This window comes from Pseudomonas sp. 6D_7.1_Bac1, assembly GCF_025465945.1.
Lineage (GTDB): Bacteria > Pseudomonadota > Gammaproteobacteria > Pseudomonadales > Pseudomonadaceae > Aquipseudomonas.
Genome location: NZ_JANLNW010000060.1, coordinates 144,044 through 160,159, shown reverse-complemented (window position 1 = coordinate 160,159; position 16,116 = coordinate 144,044). Strand labels below are relative to the sequence as shown.

At 55.2% G+C, this 16,116-nt stretch carries 12 protein-coding genes and 4 tRNA genes; all 16 read left to right on the top strand.

Features of this window, described 5'->3' with window-relative positions:
• Window positions 1-117 precede the first annotated feature (117 nt).
• The 16 genes from birA (at window position 118) to rpoC (ending at window position 16,005) form a co-directional block, all read left to right on the top strand.
• Window positions 118-1,077 (top strand): bifunctional biotin--[acetyl-CoA-carboxylase] ligase/biotin operon repressor BirA, encoded by a 960-nt coding sequence (gene birA, locus NTD87_RS17035; protein WP_262115168.1) that lies wholly within the window; start codon window positions 118-120, stop codon window positions 1,075-1,077.
• On the top strand, window positions 1,067-1,816 hold the full coding sequence (locus NTD87_RS17030; protein WP_262115167.1) for a pantothenate kinase: 750 nt from the start codon (window positions 1,067-1,069) through the stop codon (window positions 1,814-1,816). The genes birA and NTD87_RS17030 overlap by 11 nt, the downstream gene beginning before the upstream one ends.
• A gap of 7 nt (window positions 1,817-1,823) precedes the next feature.
• A complete protein-coding gene (locus tag NTD87_RS17025) occupies window positions 1,824-2,270 on the top strand; it encodes a hypothetical protein (protein WP_262115166.1) in 447 nt (148 codons plus the stop codon).
• A gap of 142 nt (window positions 2,271-2,412) precedes the next feature.
• Window positions 2,413-2,497, top strand: a tRNA-Tyr gene (locus NTD87_RS17020).
• Window positions 2,498-2,522: 25 nt separating this feature from the next.
• Window positions 2,523-2,596: transfer RNA gene (locus NTD87_RS17015), tRNA-Gly, on the top strand.
• 26 nt (window positions 2,597-2,622) lie between these two features.
• Window positions 2,623-2,698: transfer RNA gene (locus NTD87_RS17010), tRNA-Thr, on the top strand.
• Window positions 2,699-2,782: 84 nt separating this feature from the next.
• On the top strand, window positions 2,783-3,976 hold the full coding sequence (gene tuf, locus NTD87_RS17005) for an elongation factor Tu (RefSeq protein ID WP_007896619.1): 1,194 nt from the start codon (window positions 2,783-2,785) through the stop codon (window positions 3,974-3,976).
• 53 nt (window positions 3,977-4,029) lie between these two features.
• Window positions 4,030-4,105: transfer RNA gene (locus tag NTD87_RS17000), tRNA-Trp, on the top strand.
• Window positions 4,106-4,150: 45 nt separating this feature from the next.
• Window positions 4,151-4,519: a preprotein translocase subunit SecE gene (secE, locus tag NTD87_RS16995; RefSeq protein ID WP_262115165.1), complete on the top strand. Its 369-nt coding sequence runs from the start codon at window positions 4,151-4,153 to the stop codon at window positions 4,517-4,519.
• A gap of 9 nt (window positions 4,520-4,528) precedes the next feature.
• On the top strand, window positions 4,529-5,062 hold the full coding sequence (gene nusG / locus NTD87_RS16990; protein WP_003186097.1) for a transcription termination/antitermination protein NusG: 534 nt from the start codon (window positions 4,529-4,531) through the stop codon (window positions 5,060-5,062).
• Window positions 5,063-5,179: 117 nt separating this feature from the next.
• Window positions 5,180-5,611: a 50S ribosomal protein L11 gene (rplK, locus tag NTD87_RS16985; protein WP_008008888.1), complete on the top strand. Its 432-nt coding sequence runs from the start codon at window positions 5,180-5,182 to the stop codon at window positions 5,609-5,611.
• The gene (gene rplA, locus NTD87_RS16980; RefSeq protein WP_019693883.1) at window positions 5,611-6,306 is read left to right on the top strand and encodes a 50S ribosomal protein L1; all 696 of its coding nucleotides are present in this window, start codon (window positions 5,611-5,613) and stop codon (window positions 6,304-6,306) included. The genes rplK and rplA overlap by 1 nt, the downstream gene beginning before the upstream one ends.
• Window positions 6,307-6,504: 198 nt before the next feature.
• On the top strand, window positions 6,505-7,005 hold the full coding sequence (rplJ, locus tag NTD87_RS16975; protein WP_095147408.1) for a 50S ribosomal protein L10: 501 nt from the start codon (window positions 6,505-6,507) through the stop codon (window positions 7,003-7,005).
• A gap of 77 nt (window positions 7,006-7,082) precedes the next feature.
• Window positions 7,083-7,448 (top strand): 50S ribosomal protein L7/L12, encoded by a 366-nt coding sequence (gene rplL / locus NTD87_RS16970; protein WP_262115163.1) that lies wholly within the window; start codon window positions 7,083-7,085, stop codon window positions 7,446-7,448.
• A 220-nt stretch (window positions 7,449-7,668) separates the two neighbouring features.
• Window positions 7,669-11,742: a DNA-directed RNA polymerase subunit beta gene (rpoB, locus tag NTD87_RS16965; RefSeq protein WP_262115162.1), complete on the top strand. Its 4,074-nt coding sequence runs from the start codon at window positions 7,669-7,671 to the stop codon at window positions 11,740-11,742.
• Window positions 11,743-11,805: 63 nt separating this feature from the next.
• Window positions 11,806-16,005, top strand: coding sequence for a DNA-directed RNA polymerase subunit beta' (gene rpoC / locus NTD87_RS16960; RefSeq protein ID WP_262115161.1), 4,200 nt, complete (start codon window positions 11,806-11,808; stop codon window positions 16,003-16,005).
• Window positions 16,006-16,116: the final 111 nt, after the last annotated feature.

Genomic DNA, 16,116 nt, shown 5'->3' with positions numbered 1-16,116 from the left:
ATCTGCGTATGCAGGTAGGGGTTTTGTTTTGCCTGCGAGTAAGTTGATTCTTACGATTTCTATGCAACGGCTCGGGGCATGGCTATCATGCGGACCTCATTGTGAGGCGATACTTGCATGCTGACGTTGTTAAAGCTCCTGAAGGACGGTCGTTTCCATTCCGGCCAAGCGCTGGGCGCTGCTCTAGGTATTAGTCGTAGCGCTGTATGGAAGCAGCTCCAGCACCTCGAGGCGGAATTGGGCCTCTCCATTCACAAGGTGCGTGGTCGTGGTTATCAGTTGAGTGCGCCGCTGACTCTGCTCAATTCCGTGGAGATCGGTGAGTATTCGCCTGCTTGCGACTGGCCCGTACTTGTCTTTGATTCGATTGATTCCACCAACGCTGAGGCTTTGCGTTCTATAGAGCGTGGAATGGCTGCGCCGTTTCTTGTGCTTGCGGAGCGGCAAACTGCTGGTCGTGGTCGGCGCGGCCGCAGGTGGGTGAGTCCGTTTGCTGAAAATATCTACTACAGCCTTGTGCTGCGTATTGATGGTGGTATGCGACAGCTTGAGGGGCTTAGCCTGGTTGTCGGTCTTGCTGTAATGCAAGCGCTGCGTGATCTGGGTATTGCCGGTGCGGGTTTGAAGTGGCCTAACGATGTCCTGGTTGGTGAGAAAAAAATCGCCGGCATATTGTTGGAGTTGGTTGGGGATCCTGCTGATGTGTGTCACGTCGTTCTGGGCGTGGGAATCAATGTCAATATGCAGATAGCTGATGAGGTAGACCAGCAATGGACCTCTATGCGTCTCGAGGCAGGTAAAGCGTTTGATCGCAATCTTCTTGTGGCGCGTTTGGGGATTGTTCTCCAGGAGTACTTGAGTCGTCACCAGTCGGGAGGGTTTTCAGCGCTTCAGGCAGAATGGGAGCAAGGGCACCTATGGCAAGGGCGCACAGTTTCACTGATTGCCGGTGTGAACCGGATTGACGGTGAGGTGATAGGAATTGATGGGCAAGGCGCATTGCGTTTGAAAGTGGGCGGCGTAGAAAAAGTGTTTAGTGGTGGTGAGCTAAGTCTGAGGTTGCGCGATGATTCTTGAGCTCGACTGCGGGAACAGCTTTATTAAATGGCGTGTGCTGCAGGCAGATGCGGCACGCTTGATTGCCGAGGGGGTTGTCGACTCGGATCAGGCCTTGTTGGAAAGTTTGCGTGGCCGTGATGCGCTGAATCTCAAGTACTGTCGCCTGGTGAGTGTAAGAACCAATGAAGAGACCGCTGCGCTTGTTTCCTTGTTGGTGGATGCGTTCGGTGTAACGGTGTCCTGCGCGGCGCCGGCTCGTGAAATGTCTGGAGTCCACAACGGTTACGAGGATTATCAGCGATTGGGGCTTGATCGCTGGCTTGCAATGCTTGGGGCATTTCATCTTGCCTCGGGGGCTTGTCTGGTTCTCGATTTTGGTACGGCGCTTACTGCGGACTTTATTGCGGCGGATGGCAAGCACCTGGGGGGGTTCATTTGTCCCGGAATGCCCTTGATGCGTAACCAGTTGCGCACCCATACCCGGCGGATTCGCTATGACGATCTCGCGGCATCGAGAGCGCTCGAGAGCTTTGAGCCTGGGCGAAATACGGTGGAGGCCGTCGAGCGCGGGTGTTCGTTGATGCTGAGAGGGTTTGTCCTGACGCAGCTGGAGCTGGCGCGCAGTTATTGGGGGCATGAGTTCTCGGTGTTCCTCACTGGTGGCGATGCAGGCCTGGTTTCGGGAGTCGTGCCAGAGGCGCGGGTGGTACCGGATCTCGTATTCATAGGTTTGGCTATGGCGTGCCCATTGTCCTGAGGTTTTTATGCGTTGGTTGTTTCTGCTGTTGCTGGTCCTCAATGTGTTCTATTACGTCTGGCATCAACAGGAGGCGCCCTTGCGTGCGAAGGACGTCACTCCGTTGAGTTTGTATCGGGGTTCGCAGCAGGACATCCGCCTGTTGAGTGAGACTCCCGAAGCGGCAGCTGCACGTGACAAGGGTAAATCCGCGCAGGCGGATAATAGCTGCCTTTATCTGGGTGGCTTTGCTCGTCAGGAAACGGCGAAGACGTTCGAGCAGCGGTTGTCTGGTCTCGACATCAAGGTTCAGCAGCTATCTGCTTCTCTTCCTGATTCTGTTGGTTATTGGGTGCGTGTAGCGCCAGAGAGCCGGCGTTTGGCTGATGATTCCGTGTTGCAGAACCTTGCTAAAGAATTCAATGAGTTAAAACATAAAATAATGCCGTGCGAGGGGGTTGCAACTGCTGAATAGGTTGCATAGAATGGCGCCCGCTTCGCAGTGAAGACCTTTAACGGTTAGCGGTGTGAAGCGAGGTCAACGCAGCTAACCTCAGGTTTTTAATGAGAAAATGCTTGACAGAAGGCCGGCGTGATGTAGAATGCCGGCTCGCTTAGGAGGGGTTCCCGAGCGGCCAAAGGGATCAGACTGTAAATCTGACGTCTACGACTTCGAAGGTTCGAATCCTTCCCCCTCCACCATTTTTAGCGTGAGCTGCAAGCTTACGCGGGTATAGTTTAGTGGTAGAACCTCAGCCTTCCAAGCTGATGATGCGGGTTCGATTCCCGCTACCCGCTCCAAGTTTGCAGGTTGTGCACGGCGTTTCGCTCTTGTAGCTCAGTTGGTAGAGCACACCCTTGGTAAGGGTGAGGTCAGCGGTTCAAATCCGCTCAAGAGCTCCATATAACAAGGCAGATATGAAAATATCTGCCTTTGTTTTAATGGCTTGTTTGACTTGCTTAATTCTTCTCCTAGGGGTGATTTCGATGGCTAAGGAAAAGTTCGAACGTAATAAGCCGCACGTCAACGTAGGTACCATTGGTCATGTCGACCACGGTAAAACCACTCTGACTGCTGCTCTGACTCGCGTCTGCTCCGAAGTTTTCGGTTCGGCAAAGGTTGACTTCGACAAGATCGATAGCGCCCCAGAAGAAAAAGCTCGTGGTATCACCATTAACACCGCTCACGTTGAATACGATTCGGCCGTGCGTCACTACGCACACGTTGACTGCCCAGGTCACGCCGACTACGTAAAAAACATGATTACCGGTGCTGCTCAGATGGATGGCGCTATTCTGGTTTGCTCGGCCGCTGATGGTCCGATGCCGCAAACTCGTGAGCACATCCTGTTGTCTCGTCAGGTTGGCGTTCCGTACATCGTTGTCTTCCTGAACAAGGCTGACATGGTTGACGACGCTGAGCTGCTGGAACTGGTTGAGATGGAAGTGCGCGATCTGCTGAGCACTTACGACTTCCCTGGTGACGACACTCCGATCATCATCGGTTCGGCTCTGATGGCTCTGAATGGTCAAGACGACAACGAGATGGGCACCACTGCCGTCAAGAAGTTGGTTGAGACGCTGGATAGTTACATTCCGCAGCCAGAGCGTGCTATCGACAAGCCGTTCCTGATGCCGATCGAAGACGTATTTTCGATCTCGGGTCGCGGTACTGTAGTGACTGGTCGTGTTGAGCGTGGCATTGTCCGCATTCAGGAAGAAGTTGAGATTGTTGGTCTTCGTGACACTGTCAAAACTACCTGTACTGGTGTTGAAATGTTCCGTAAGCTGCTCGACGAAGGTCGTGCTGGCGAGAACTGTGGGGTGCTGCTGCGAGGCACTAAGCGTGACGACGTTGAACGTGGTCAGGTTCTCGTTAAGCCGGGTACCGTCAAGCCGCACACCAAGTTCACTGCAGAAGTTTACGTTCTGAGCAAAGAGGAGGGCGGTCGTCATACTCCGTTCTTCAAAGGCTACCGTCCACAGTTCTACTTCCGGACCACTGACGTGACCGGTAACTGCGAGCTGCCGGAAGGCGTTGAGATGGTGATGCCAGGTGACAACGTCCAGATGACTGTCACTCTGATCAAGACCATCGCGATGGAAGATGGCCTGCGTTTCGCTATCCGTGAAGGCGGTCGTACCGTCGGCGCTGGTGTCGTAGCCAAAGTCATCGAGTAAGTTGTTGTAATGTCTTTTTTAGGCCGGCATAATGGTCGGCCTAATTTTGTTTTAGGTCAGTAGCTCAATTGGCAGAGCGACGGTCTCCAAAACCGTAGGTTGGGGGTTCGATTCCCTCCTGACCTGCCAGATTCACTCGGTGTGTCTGGCTTTCTTTTCACAGGATCTTCATAGATGACTCCTAAAGCTGAAGCTCAAGGCTCTCGCTTCGATCTGCTCAAGTGGCTTGTAGTAGTCGCCTTGGTGGTTGTTGGCGTTGTCGGCAATCAGTATTACCATGCTTTGCCGATCCTGTACCGCGTACTCGCTTTGCTTGTTATTGCCGCTGTAGCTGCCTTTGTAGGCCTGCAGACCGTCAAGGGCAAGTCTTTCTTTGTACTGGTTAAGGAAGCTCGCACCGAGATTCGTAAAGTCGTGTGGCCAACTCGCCAAGAAACCACGCAGACCACCCTGATTGTGGTGGCTGTTGTTCTGGTTATGGCGTTGCTGTTGTGGGGGCTTGATTCCCTGCTCGGCTGGCTTGTTTCCTTGATTGTTGGCTAAGGGTGTCCCGTGGCTAAGCGTTGGTACGTTGTGCATGCTTACTCGGGTTACGAGAAGCATGTCATGCGCTCGTTGGTAGAGCGCGTAAAGCTGGCTGGCATGGAAGATGGCTTCGGCGAAATTCTGGTTCCCACTGAAGAAGTGGTTGAAATGCGTAATGGCCAGAAACGCAAAAGCGAACGTAAGTTCTTCCCTGGTTATGTGCTGGTCCAGATGGACATGAACGAGGGTACTTGGCACTTGGTCAAGGATACTCCTCGGGTGATGGGTTTTATCGGCGGTACTGCTGATAAGCCTGCACCGATCACTGATAAAGAGGCAGAAGCAATTCTGCGTCGTGTTGCTGATGGTAGCGACAAGCCGAAGCCGAAGACACTGTTCGAGCCGGGTGAAGTGGTTCGTGTCACCGACGGTCCGTTTGCTGATTTCAACGGCACGGTCGAAGAAGTTAACTACGAAAAGAGCCGGATCCAGGTCGCTGTGCTCATTTTCGGTCGCTCTACTCCGGTAGAGCTAGAGTTCAGCCAGGTCGAAAAGGTCTAGCCGAACAAGCATCCCAACCCCGCAGCCCTAGGCTGTGGGGTTTTGTCGTCACTGGGATAAACGCGCAAGTAACCGGGGAGCCTCTCGAGGCGTTCGAACCCGTAATTGGAGTGCCTCATGGCCAAGAAGATTACCGCTTACATCAAGCTGCAAGTGAAGGCCGCTCAGGCTAACCCAAGCCCACCTGTTGGTCCTGCTCTGGGTCAGCATGGCGTGAACATCATGGAATTCTGCAAGGCTTTCAACGCCCGTACTCAGGGTATTGAGCCAGGTCTGCCGACTCCAGTGATCATCACTGTCTACAGCGACCGTAGCTTCACTTTCGAAACTAAAAGCACCCCGGCTTCGGTTCTGCTGAAGAAGGCTGCTGGTTTGACTAGCGGTTCCGCTCGTCCAAACACCGTTAAGGTTGGCACTGTAACTCGTGCTCAGCTGGAAGAAATCGCGAAAACCAAAAACGCGGATCTGACTGCAGCTGATATGGAAGCAGCCGTGCGTACTATCGCCGGTTCTGCTCGTAGCATGGGCCTTAACGTGGAGGGTGTGTAATGGCTAAGCTGACCAAGCGCCAAAAGGCTATCGCTGGCAAAATCGAAGCGGGCAAGGCCTACAACTTTGTAGACGCCGCTGCTCTGCTGGCTGAGCTGTCGACTGTCAAGTTCAGCGAGTCGTTCGACGTTGCTGTGAACCTGGGTGTTGACCCGCGTAAATCTGACCAGGTTGTTCGTAGCGCTACTGTGCTGCCACACGGCACTGGCAAGACCGTTCGCGTTGCTGTGTTCACCCAAGGCCCAGCAGCTGAAGCTGCTCTGGCTGCCGGCGCTGATCGCGTAGGTATGGATGACCTGGCTGCCGAAATGAAAGGCGGCGACCTGAACTATGACGTAGTTATTGCTTCCCCGGATGCAATGCGCGTTGTAGGTCAGTTGGGTCAGATCCTCGGTCCACGTGGCCTGATGCCTAACCCTAAAGTCGGCACCGTAACTCCAGACGTAGCAACCGCGGTTAAAAACGCAAAAGCTGGTCAGGTTCGTTATCGCACCGACAAAAACGGCATTATCCACACCTCCGTTGGCAAAGTCGGCTTCGATGCCGTCAAGCTGAAGGAAAACGTTGAAGCCCTGATCGCTGATCTGAAGCGTATCAAGCCAGCTTCCTCGAAAGGTATTTACGTCAAGCGCGTTACCCTGAGCACCACTATGGGCCCAGGTCTGGTCATCGACCAGGGTTCGCTCGACGCGTAAGACACAGGTTGGCGCAAGTGATTGCGCCAATTGAAAGATTGGGGTCCCTGCCTGGCGGGGGCTATCCAAGACCGTAGGCGACGCAAGTCTTAAACCTCAAGCCTACGCAGATGGTGCTCCCGGTTCCTTACCGAATCAGACACCAAAACGACATCCGGCCTCGGCTGGATGAAACGGTAACAAGCAGGAGTTAAACCCGTGGCAATTAAACTCGAAGACAAGAAGGCCATCGTCGCTGAAGTCAACGAGGCTGCCAAAGTCGCTCTGTCCGCTGTCGTGGCTGATGCCCGTGGCGTAACAGTAGGCGCGATGACCGGACTCCGTAAAGAGGCTCGTGAGGCTGGCGTTTACGTACGTGTTGTACGTAACACCCTGCTCAAGCGCGCTGTTGCTGACACTGAATACAGTGTTCTCAACGACGTGTTCACCGGCCCGACCTTGATCGCGTTCTCCAACCAACATCCAGGCGCTGCTGCCCGTTTGTTCAAGGAATTCGCCAAAGGTCAGGATAAGTTCGAGATCAAGGCAGCTGCGTTCGAGGGCAAGTTCCTCGCAGCTAATCAGATCGACGTACTGGCAACTCTGCCGACCCGTGACGAAGCAATTTCCCAGCTGATGAGCGTGATTCAAGGCGCTACCAGCAAATTGGCTCGTACTCTGGCGGCTATTCGCGACCAAAAAGAAGCCGTTGCAGCCTAAGGCTGAGCACTTCCTTTCGCGCTTTTTTGTTTATTTCGATGGTCGCGTAGGCCGTCCCCAAATCAGGAATTAGAGTCATGTCTATCTCTCAAGACGATATCCTCAACGCCGTAGCTGAAATGTCCGTTATTCAGGTTGTTGAGCTGATCAAAGCTTTCGAAGAAAAATTCGGCGTTACCGCTGCTGCTGCTTCGGCTGGTCCAGCTGCTGTAGCTGCCGTTGCTGAAGAGCAAACCGAATTCAACGTCATGCTGCTGGAAGCTGGCGAGAAGAAAGTTAACGTGATCAAGGCAGTACGTGAACTGACCGGTCTGGGCCTGAAAGAAGCCAAGGCTGTAGTTGACGGCGCTCCTGCCATGGTTCTGGAAGCTGTTGCCAAAGACGCAGCTGACAAAGCCAAAGCAACTCTGGAAGAAGCAGGCGCTAAAGTCGAGCTGAAGTAAGCATCGACTTTGCTCCTCCAGCCCGAGCGTAAAGCGAAAGGCTGATGGCTGGTGGCTCTTGCCACCGGCCTTTTTCCGTTATTGGCAGCCGACTGGGTCGGTTCCGATAACGAGCTGTAACCACCCGATGCGGTGGCGCAAACCATGGGGTTTGCACGATTTTCTGGCTGCTCCCGTCGGGAGGGGCCAAACAAGCAGGTGACCAAGCTGGGGAACGCTGATGGCTTACTCATATACTGAGAAAAAACGTATCCGCAAGGACTTTAGCAAGTTGCCGGACGTCATGGATGTGCCGTATCTCCTGGCCATCCAGCTGGATTCGTATCGTGAATTCTTGCAAGCGGGAGCGACTAAAGATCAGTTCCGCGACGTGGGCCTGCATGCGGCCTTCAAATCCGTTTTCCCGATCATCAGCTACTCCGGCAATGCTGCGCTGGAGTACGTCGGTTATCGCCTGGGCGAACCGGCATTTGATGTCAAAGAATGCGTATTGCGCGGTGTAACTTACGCCGTACCTTTGCGGGTAAAAGTGCGCCTGATCATTTTCGACAAAGAATCGTCGAACAAAGCGATCAAGGACATTAAAGAGCAAGAAGTCTACATGGGTGAAATCCCCCTGATGACTGAGAACGGTACCTTCGTAATCAACGGTACCGAGCGTGTAATCGTTTCCCAGCTGCACCGTTCCCCGGGCGTGTTCTTCGACCACGACCGTGGCAAGACGCACAGCTCCGGCAAACTGCTGTACTCCGCGCGGATCATTCCTTACCGCGGTTCGTGGCTGGACTTCGAGTTCGACCCGAAAGACTGCGTATTCGTGCGTATCGACCGTCGCCGCAAGCTGCCTGCATCGGTATTGCTGCGCGCGCTCGGTTACACCACTGAAGAAGTGCTCGACGCGTTCTACACCACCAACGTCTTCCACGTGCAAGGTGAAAACCTCAGCCTGGAACTGGTGCCTCAGCGCCTGCGTGGTGAGATTGCCGTACTGGATATCCAGGACGAGAAGGGCAAGGTCATCGTTGAGCAAGGCCGCCGTATTACCGCGCGCCACATCAACCAGATCGAAAAAGCCGGTATCAAGGCTCTGGAAGTGCCTCTGGACTACGTCCTGGGTCGCACTACCGCCAAGGTCATCGTGCACCCGGCAACCGGCGAAATCCTGGCAGAGTGCAACACCGAGCTGAACACCGAGATTCTGGCAAAAATCGCCAAGTCTCAGGTTGTTCGCATCGAAACTCTTTACACCAACGATATCGACTGCGGTCCGTTCGTCTCCGACACACTGAAGATCGACTCCACCAGCAACCAGTTGGAAGCGCTGGTCGAGATCTATCGCATGATGCGTCCTGGCGAGCCGCCAACCAAAGACGCCGCCGAGACTCTGTTCAACAACCTGTTCTTCAGCCCTGAGCGCTATGACCTGTCTGCGGTCGGCCGGATGAAGTTCAACCGTCGTATCGGTCGTACCGAGATCGAAGGTTCGGGTGTGTTGTGCAAGGAAGACATCGTCGCGGTACTGAAGACTCTGGTCGACATCCGTAACGGCAAAGGCATCGTCGATGACATCGACCACCTGGGTAACCGTCGTGTTCGCTGCGTAGGCGAAATGGCCGAGAACCAGTTCCGCGTTGGCCTGGTACGTGTTGAGCGTGCGGTCAAAGAGCGTCTGTCGATGGCTGAAAGCGAAGGCCTGATGCCGCAAGACCTGATCAACGCCAAGCCAGTGGCTGCGGCGGTGAAAGAGTTCTTCGGTTCCAGCCAGCTGTCCCAGTTCATGGACCAGAACAACCCGCTGTCCGAGATCACTCACAAGCGTCGTGTCTCTGCACTCGGCCCTGGCGGTCTGACGCGTGAGCGTGCTGGCTTTGAAGTTCGTGACGTACACCCGACTCACTACGGTCGTGTATGCCCGATTGAAACGCCGGAAGGTCCGAACATCGGTCTGATCAACTCCCTGGCCGCCTATGCGCGCACCAACCAGTACGGTTTCCTCGAGAGCCCGTACCGTGTGGTGAAAGACGCTCTGGTCACCGACGAGATCGTATTCCTGTCTGCCATCGAAGAAGCTGATCACGTGATCGCTCAGGCTTCGGCCACGATGAACGACAAGAAAATGCTGATCGACGAACTGGTAGCTGTTCGTCACCTAAACGAGTTCACTGTCAAGGCGCCGGAAGACGTCACCTTGATGGACGTATCGCCGAAGCAGGTAGTTTCGGTTGCAGCGTCGCTGATCCCGTTCCTCGAGCACGATGACGCCAACCGTGCGTTGATGGGTTCGAACATGCAGCGTCAAGCTGTACCAACCCTGCGCGCTGACAAGCCGCTGGTCGGTACCGGTATGGAGCGTAACGTGGCTCGCGACTCCGGCGTTTGCGTCGTGGCTCGTCGTGGCGGCGTGATCGACTCCGTTGATGCCAGCCGTATCGTGGTTCGTGTTGCTGATGATGAAGTTGAAACCGGTGAAGCTGGTGTCGACATCTACAACCTGACCAAATACACCCGCTCCAACCAGAACACCTGCATCAACCAGCGTCCGCTGGTTCGCAAGGGTGATCGGGTTCAGCGCAGCGACATCATGGCCGACGGTCCGTCCACCGACATGGGTGAGCTGGCGCTGGGTCAGAACATGCGCATCGCGTTCATGGCCTGGAACGGTTACAACTTCGAAGACTCCATCTGCCTGTCGGAGCGAGTTGTTCAAGAAGACCGTTTCACCACGATCCACATTCAGGAACTGACCTGTGTGGCACGTGACACCAAGCTTGGGCCAGAGGAAATCACTGCAGACATCCCGAACGTGGGTGAAGCTGCACTGAACAAACTGGACGAAGCCGGTATCGTTTACGTAGGTGCTGAAGTTGGCGCAGGCGACATTCTGGTGGGTAAGGTCACTCCGAAAGGCGAGACCCAGCTGACTCCAGAAGAGAAGTTGTTGCGTGCGATCTTCGGTGAAAAAGCCAGCGACGTTAAAGACACTTCCCTGCGTGTACCTACCGGTACCAAGGGTACGGTTATCGACGTACAGGTCTTCACTCGTGACGGCGTTGAGCGTGATGCTCGTGCTCTGTCGATCGAGAAGACTCAGCTCGACGAGATCCGCAAGGACCTGAACGAAGAGTTCCGTATCGTTGAAGGTGCTACTTTCGAACGTCTGCGTTCCGCTCTGGTCGGCCACAAAGCCGAAGGCGGCGCCGGTCTGAAGAAGGGTCAGGAAATCACCGACGAAGTTCTCGACGGTCTTGAGCACGGCCAGTGGTTCAAACTGCGCATGGCTGAAGATGCTCTGAACGAGCAGCTCGAGAAGGCTCAGGCCTACATCGTTGATCGCCGCCGCCTGCTGGACGACAAGTTCGAAGACAAGAAGCGCAAACTGCAGCAGGGCGATGACCTGGCTCCAGGCGTGCTGAAAATCGTCAAGGTTTACCTGGCAATCCGTCGCCGCATCCAGCCGGGCGACAAGATGGCCGGTCGTCACGGTAACAAAGGTGTGGTCTCCGTGATCATGCCGGTTGAAGACATGCCGCACGATGCCAATGGCACCCCGGTCGACGTCGTTCTCAACCCGTTGGGCGTACCTTCGCGTATGAACGTTGGTCAGATCCTTGAAACCCACCTGGGCCTCGCGGCCAAGGGTCTGGGCGAGAAGATCAACCGGATGATCGAAGAGCAGCGTAAAGTTGCCGAATTGCGCAAGTTCCTGCACGAGATCTACAACGAGATCGGCGGTCGTCAGGAAAGCCTCGATGACTTCTCCGACCAGGAAATCCTGGACCTGGCGAAGAACCTGCGTGGCGGCGTTCCGATGGCTACTCCGGTATTCGACGGTGCCAAGGAAAGCGAAATCAAGGCCATGCTGAAACTGGCAGACCTGCCAGAAAGCGGCCAGATGCAGCTGACCGACGGCCGCACCGGCAACAAGTTCGAGCGCCCGGTTACCGTTGGCTACATGTACATGCTGAAGCTGAACCACTTGGTAGACGACAAGATGCACGCTCGTTCTACCGGTTCGTACAGCCTGGTTACCCAGCAGCCGCTGGGTGGTAAGGCGCAGTTCGGTGGTCAGCGTTTCGGGGAGATGGAGGTCTGGGCACTGGAAGCATACGGTGCTGCATACACTCTGCAAGAAATGCTCACAGTGAAGTCGGACGATGTGAACGGTCGGACCAAGATGTACAAAAACATCGTGGACGGCGATCACCGTATGGAGCCGGGCATGCCCGAGTCCTTCAACGTGTTGATCAAGGAAATTCGTTCCCTCGGCATCGATATCGATCTGGAAACCGAATAACACGTGACGCGAATGAGAGCGGGGCAGGATTGCCCGCTCTCTGCTCCGCCAGGAGGAAAGGCCTTGAAAGACCTACTGAATTTGCTGAAAAACCAGGGTCAAGTCGAAGAGTTCGACGCCATCCGTATCGGATTGGCATCGCCTGAGATGATCCGTTCGTGGTCGTTCGGTGAAGTTAAAAAGCCGGAAACCATCAACTACCGTACGTTCAAACCTGAGCGTGACGGCCTGTTCTGCGCCAAGATCTTTGGCCCGGTAAAGGATTACGAGTGCCTGTGCGGTAAGTACAAGCGCTTGAAGCACCGTGGTGTGATCTGTGAGAAGTGCGGAGTTGAAGTCGCGCTGGCAAAAGTTCGTCGTGAGCGCATGGCGCACATCGAACTGGCCTCGCCGGTTGCCCACATCTGGTTCCTGAAATCGCTGCCGTCCCGTATCGGCTTGCTGATGGACATGACCCTGCGTGATATCGAACGCGTTCTCTACTTCGAGAGCTATGTCGTTATCGATCCAGGCATGACCACCCTTGAAAAAGGTCAGTTGCTCAACGACGAGCAGTACTTCGAAGCGCTGGAAGAGTTCGGCGACGATTTCGATGCCCGCATGGGTGCCGAAGCTGTCCGTGAACTGCTGCACGCTATCGACCTGGAACACGAGATTGGCCGTCTGCGTGAAGAAATTCCGCAAACCAACTCCGAAACCAAAATCAAGAAGCTGTCCAAGCGTCTGAAGTTGATGGAAGCCTTCCAGGGTTCCGGCAACTTGCCAGAGTGGATGGTGCTGACCGTTCTGCCGGTTCTGCCGCCAGATCTGCGTCCACTGGTCCCATTGGATGGCGGTCGTTTCGCGACTTCCGACCTCAACGATCTGTATCGTCGAGTGATCAACCGTAACAACCGCTTGAAGCGCCTGCTTGATCTGTCCGCTCCGGACATCATCGTGCGCAACGAGAAGCGTATGTTGCAGGAAGCCGTCGACGCCTTGCTCGACAACGGTCGTCGTGGCCGCGCTATCACCGGTTCCAACAAGCGTCCTCTGAAATCCCTGGCTGACATGATCAAGGGTAAGCAAGGTCGTTTCCGTCAGAACTTGCTCGGTAAGCGTGTTGACTACTCCGGTCGTTCGGTAATTACCGTAGGTCCGACCCTGCGTCTGCACCAGTGCGGTCTGCCGAAGAAAATGGCTCTCGAGCTGTTCAAACCGTTCATTTTCGGCAAGCTGGAAATGCGTGGTCTCGCGACCACCATCAAAGCTGCCAAGAAGATGGTCGAGCGCGAGCTGCCGGAAGTTTGGGACGTTCTCGCTGAAGTTATCCGCGAACACCCAGTGCTTCTCAACCGTGCACCGACCCTTCACCGTTTGGGTATCCAGGCATTTGAACCGGTTCTGATCGAAGGTAAGGCTATCCAGCTGCACCCGCTGGTCTGCGCCGCGTACAACGCCGACTTCGACGGCGACCAAATGGCCGTGCACGTACCGCTGACACTGGAAGCCCAGTTGGAAGCGCGCGCGTTGATGATGTCGACCAACAACATTCTGTCGCCAGCCAACGGTGAGCCAATCATCGTTCCGTCGCAGGACGTTGTATTGGGTCTGTACTACATGACTCGTGAAGCGATCAACGCCAAGGGCGAAGGTCGTGTGTTCGCGGATCTGCAGGAAGTTGACCGTGTGTTCCGTGCCGGCGAAGCCGCACTGCACGCCAAGGTTAAAGTGCGGATCAACGAAACCGTCAATGACCGTGATGGCGGCAGCGTGAGCAACACCCGTATCGTCGACACCACTGTCGGCCGTGCGCTGTTGTTCCAGGTTGTGCCAAAAGGTCTGTCGTACGATGTCGTCAACCTGCCGATGAAGAAAAAGGCGATCTCCAAGCTGATCAACCAGTGCTACCGCGTGGTTGGTTTGAAAGAGACCGTGATCTTCGCTGACCAGTTGATGTACACCGGTTTTGCCTATTCGACCATTTCCGGCGTTTCCATCGGTGTTAACGACTTCGTTATCCCGGATGAAAAAGCCCGCATCATCAGTGCTGCCACCGATGAAGTGAAGGAGATCGAAAGTCAGTACGCCTCCGGCCTGGTAACCCAGGGCGAGAAGTACAACAAAGTGATCGACCTTTGGTCCAAGGCGAACGACGAAGTTTCCAAGGCGATGATGGCCAACCTCTCGAAAGAGAAAGTCATCGACCGTCATGGCGTCGAAGTCGATCAAGAGTCGTTCAACTCGATGTACATGATGGCCGACTCGGGCGCACGGGGTTCTGCTGCGCAGATCCGTCAGCTCGCCGGTATGCGTGGCCTGATGGCCAAGCCGGACGGTTCCATCATCGAAACGCCGATTACTGCGAACTTCCGTGAAGGTTTGAGCGTACTTCAGTACTTCATCTCCACTCACGGTGCTCGTAAAGGTCTGGCGGATACCGCGTTGAAAACGGCGAACTCCGGTTACCTGACTCGTCGTCTGGTAGACGTGGCGCAGGATCTGGTAGTAACCGAGATCGATTGCGGCACCGAACACGGTCTGCTGATGACTCCGCACATTGAAGGCGGTGACGTTGTAGAGCCGTTGGGTGAGCGCGTATTGGGTCGTGTTATCGCCCGTGACGTATTCAAGCCAGGTACCGAGGAAGTTATCGTTCCTGCCGGCACCCTGGTAGACGAGAAGTGGGTTGAATTCATCGAGCTGAACAGCATCGACGAAGTGATCGTGCGTTCGCCGATCAGCTGCGAAACCCGCTATGGCATTTGCGCCAAGTGCTACGGCCGTGACCTGGCTCGTGGTCACCAGGTGAACATCGGTGAAGCTGTCGGCGTTATCGCTGCTCAGTCGATCGGTGAGCCGGGTACCCAGCTGACGATGCGTACGTTCCACATCGGTGGTGCGGCAAGCCGGACCTCCGCAGCCGACAGTGTTCAGGTGAAGAATGGCGGTACCGTCCGTCTGCACAACCTGAAGCACGTTGAGCGAGTGGATGGTTGCCTGGTAGCTGTGTCCCGTTCCGGTGAGCTGGCAATCGCTGATGACTACGGTCGTGAGCGCGAGCGCTACAAGCTGCCGTATGGTGCTGTGATTTCGGTTAAAGAAGGTGACAAGGTCGACGCTGGCGCAATCGTGGCCAAGTGGGATCCGCACACTCACCCAATCGTTACCGAAATGAAAGGTACCGTGACCTACGTGGGCATGGAAGAAGGCATCACGATCAAGCGTCAGACTGACGAATTGACCGGTATGACCAACATTGAAGTACTCGACGCCAAAGATCGTCCAGCTGCCGGTAAAGATATCCGTCCTGCTGTGAAGATGGTTGATGACAACGGCAAGGATCTATTGCTGCCGGGTACCGACGTAATTGCTCAGTACTTCCTGCCTGCCAACGCCCTGGTCGGTGTGGCGGACGGTGCGAAAATCGCGATCGGTGATGTTATCGCTCGTATTCCGCAAGAGACTTCGAAAACCCGTGACATCACCGGTGGTCTGCCGCGTGTTGCCGACTTGTTCGAAGCCCGTCGTCCGAAAGAAGCCTCGATTCTGGCTGAAGTCAGCGGCACCATCGCGTTCGGTAAAGAGACCAAAGGCAAACGCCGTCTGGTCATTACCCCGAACGACGGTAGCGATCCGTACGAAGAGCTGATTCCGAAGTGGCGTCACCTGAACGTGTTCGAAGGCGAACAGGTAAACCGCGGCGAAGTTATCTCCGACGGCCCGAGCGATCCACACGACATCCTGCGTCTGCTGGGTGTGAGTGCGCTGGCCAAGTACATTGTTAACGAGATCCAGGACGTTTACCGTCTGCAAGGCGTGAAGATCAACGACAAGCACATCGAGACCATCCTGCGTCAGATGCTGCGTAAAGTTGAAATCGCTGAATCCGGCGATTCCACTTTCATCAAGGGCGACCAGATGGAATTGACTCACGTACTGGTAGAGAACGAGCGTTTGGCTGGCGACGACAAGTTCGTTTCCAAGTTCACTCGCGTTCTGCTGGGTATCACCAAGGCGTCGTTGTCTACCGAATCGTTCATCTCGGCGGCCTCTTTCCAAGAGACCACTCGCGTACTGACCGAAGCGGCGGTAACCGGCAAGCGCGATTACCTGCGCGGCCTGAAAGAAAACGTGGTCGTGGGTCGTTTGATCCCGGCAGGTACCGGTCTGGCTTATCACAGCGAGCGCAAGCGTCGCCGTGATGCTGACAAACCGTTGCGCGTAAGCGCCAGTGAAGTGGAAGCTGCACTGACCGAAGCGCTGAACTTGAGCGGTAACTGAGTTCTGCGATAAATAAGTGTGGGGCCCTGGCGGCCCCGTTCATCGAATCGAGACATTTTGTCGAGGTTGGATGAGCGGGGAGGTCGGGGCCTTGCCTTGACTGGGGACAAG

Coding starts and splice junctions, on each gene's coding strand:
- birA (WP_262115168.1), top strand. CDS start 118: ATGCTGACGTTGTTAAAGCTCCTGAAGGACGGTCGTTTCCATTCCGGC.
- NTD87_RS17030 (WP_262115167.1), top strand. CDS start 1,067: ATGATTCTTGAGCTCGACTGCGGGAACAGCTTTATTAAATGGCGTGTG.
- NTD87_RS17025 (WP_262115166.1), top strand. CDS start 1,824: ATGCGTTGGTTGTTTCTGCTGTTGCTGGTCCTCAATGTGTTCTATTAC.
- tuf (WP_007896619.1), top strand. CDS start 2,783: ATGGCTAAGGAAAAGTTCGAACGTAATAAGCCGCACGTCAACGTAGGT.
- secE (WP_262115165.1), top strand. CDS start 4,151: ATGACTCCTAAAGCTGAAGCTCAAGGCTCTCGCTTCGATCTGCTCAAG.
- rplK (WP_008008888.1), top strand. CDS start 5,180: ATGGCCAAGAAGATTACCGCTTACATCAAGCTGCAAGTGAAGGCCGCT.
- rplA (WP_019693883.1), top strand. CDS start 5,611: ATGGCTAAGCTGACCAAGCGCCAAAAGGCTATCGCTGGCAAAATCGAA.
- rplL (WP_262115163.1), top strand. CDS start 7,083: ATGTCTATCTCTCAAGACGATATCCTCAACGCCGTAGCTGAAATGTCC.
- rpoB (WP_262115162.1), top strand. CDS start 7,669: ATGGCTTACTCATATACTGAGAAAAAACGTATCCGCAAGGACTTTAGC.